Raw genomic sequence first — 2,496 nt, forward strand, 5'->3', positions numbered from 1 at the left:
CACGACTTGGCCGACCACTTCGCCGCCGCGCACGGCCACGGTGGAGGCGGCCAGGGCCAGCTCGTTGCCCTGCTGGGCGTTGTCGGCGTTCTGCTTGACGGTGGAGGCCAGCTGCTTCATCGAGGCGGCGGTCTGCTGCAGCGCCGAAGCCTGTTCTTCGGTGCGGCTGGACAGGTCGCTGTTGCCCTGCGAGATCTGGCCCGAGGCCGTGGCCACCGAGTCGGCGTTCTGGCGCACGCCGTTGACGATGGACGACAGGCTGTCCTGCATGCGCTTGAGCGCGGCGAGCAGGCTGGCGTTGTCGCCGTCGCGCACCGTGATCGGGGCGCTCAGGTCACCGTCGGCGACGCGGCGGGCCAGTTCGGCGGCATCGCCCGGTTCGCCGCCGAGCTGGCGGGTGACGCCGCGCACGATCAGCGTCGCGAGCAGGCCGGCGACGACCGTGGCCAGGCCGGCGATCGTGAACAGCCATCCCTTGGCGGACGCATAGGTCTGCGCCGCGTGCGTGGCCGATGCCTTCGAGCCCTTGTCGTTGATCGCGACCAGCTTGCCAAGTTCGCCCACCATCGCGTTGAAGGTGGCGCGCGACTCGCCGCGGAAGAGCGCGCGCGTCTGCTCGGCGGTCTTCTCGCCACCGCGCGAGGTGGCGAGCAGTTTGGCCTGCACGGCAATCCAGGCGTCGCGCTGCTTGTTGAATTCGACAAAGCCGGCCTTTTCGTCCGCCTCCGTGATCAGCGGCTCGTAGGCTTTCGCGCGATCGGACAGCGACGCACGCAGCTCCTCCAGACGCTTTTCCATGCCGATCATCTCGGCTTCGTCGGTGGAGAGGACGTGGTCCGCTTCGGCGCGGCGGATCTGGTTGGCCACGGTGCGGATTTCACCCAGCACCTTGATGCTGGGCAGCCAATTGGTGGCGAGGTCCTGCGCCGCCTCGTTGACGGCCGCAAGCCGGCTGGCGGCGACACCGGCCACCAGCAGCGTGAGCAGCACCATCGCTGCGAAGGCGAGGCCCAGCCGGGTGCTGAGCTTCATGGATGGATTCGATTGCATGGGAGCTCCTTCAATTCGTGCGAAGGGGGTGGATCGGGAGGAAGTGCCGGCGCTCTGCGGTGCCGGTTGAGGCTGTCTTCGACGCGGTCGCGTGGAAGTGGAGGCCCGGGACTTGATCGAGATCAAGAACCGCACGAATTTCGCGGCCGGGTCGGGGAGGGCTGGTGGCCCGGTGTCGCGCGGGCCCGTCGGTTGCACAGAGGAGCATGGTTCTTGTCGTTGTTCAGGCCTTGCAGGGGGCGCGTGACGTGCCTGTGCGTCCGCGCCAGCCGCGCGAGGGACTTCGCGCGGGCTCCGGCTGTCAAGCCGTGCCGTCAGGTTAAAAGTTCGTGCGGCCGACAGCCGTGTAATCAATTGGGATGAATCCGCCGATTTCCGAAGACTGACCGCCGCCTGACAGGCTCGCGGCAGCACCGGCAGGGAGTGCCGCCCGGGCCTGCCGTGACGCACGCGGCAGAGCGGCCGCGTTGCAGGCATCGGAAACGCTGGCAAGCGCTGTGGGCGGCGGCAGGATCGGCCGCCGGCTGGTTCTGCGCAGCGAGGTGCCTGCCGCCCACCAAACGACAAGGCGCCCCGCGGGGCGCCTCGGCAACCACCAGCCGGCACTGGCCGGCGTGGGCGTCAGAAGGTCTGCCAGTCGTCGGTGCCGGTGCGGCGGGGCAGTTCGGCCGCCGGCGCGCTGGCCGGCTTGCCGGTGCCGCCCAGGGGCTTGCGCGGCAGGGTGGGGCGCACGGCGGTGCGCGCGGCCCTCGTGGATGCCATGCCCAGCGCGGGCGCGTTGGAGGCTTCATGGCCGTCGATCTTGAACACGGCGACGGCGCCCACCAGCTGCTGTGCCTGGGTCTTGAGGCTGTCGGCGGCGGCGGCGCTCTCCTCGACCAGCGCAGCGTTCTGCTGCGTGGCTTGGTCCATCTGGTTGACCGCATCGTCGATCTGCGCCACGCCGGCGCTCTGCTCGCGGCTGGCCGCACTGATCTCGCCCATCAGCTCGGTCACGCGGCGGATCGAGGCCACGACCTCGTCCATCGTGGCGCCGGCCTGGTCCACCAGGGCGCTGCCCTGCTCGACGCGCTCGACGCTGGCGGTGATCAGGCCCTTGATCTCCTTGGCCGCGTCGGCGCTGCGCTGGGCCAGCGTGCGCACCTCGCCGGCCACCACCGCGAAGCCGCGGCCCTGTTCGCCGGCCCGCGCCGCTTCCACCGCGGCGTTGAGCGCCAGGATGTTGGTCTGGAAGGCGATGCCATCGATCACCGAGATGATGTCGGCGATCTTGCGGCTGGAGTCATTGATGCCCTTCATGGTCTCCACGACTTGGCCGACCACTTCGCCGCCGCGCACGGCCACGGTGGAGGCGGCCAGGGCCAGCTCGTTGCCCTGCTGGGCGTTGTCGGCGTTCTGCTTGACGGTGGAGGCCAGCTGCTTCATCGAGGCGGCGGTCTGCTGCAG

2 protein-coding genes are annotated in these 2,496 nt (G+C 69.9%); both read right to left on the minus strand.

What is annotated here, in order from left to right; all coding sequences use genetic code 11:
- A partial coding sequence (locus VFE82_RS03110; protein ID WP_324998781.1) for an MCP four helix bundle domain-containing protein occupies positions 1-1,032 on the minus strand: 1,032 nt, incomplete at its 3' end.
- Between the two features lie 639 nt (positions 1,033-1,671).
- Positions 1,672-2,496 (minus strand): methyl-accepting chemotaxis protein (locus tag VFE82_RS03115; protein WP_324998782.1); only part of this gene is annotated, 825 nt, incomplete at its 5' end.

Origin of the sequence: Ramlibacter sp., assembly GCF_035655895.1 — a bacterium.
Classification (GTDB): Bacteria; Pseudomonadota; Gammaproteobacteria; order Burkholderiales; family Burkholderiaceae_C; genus Ramlibacter.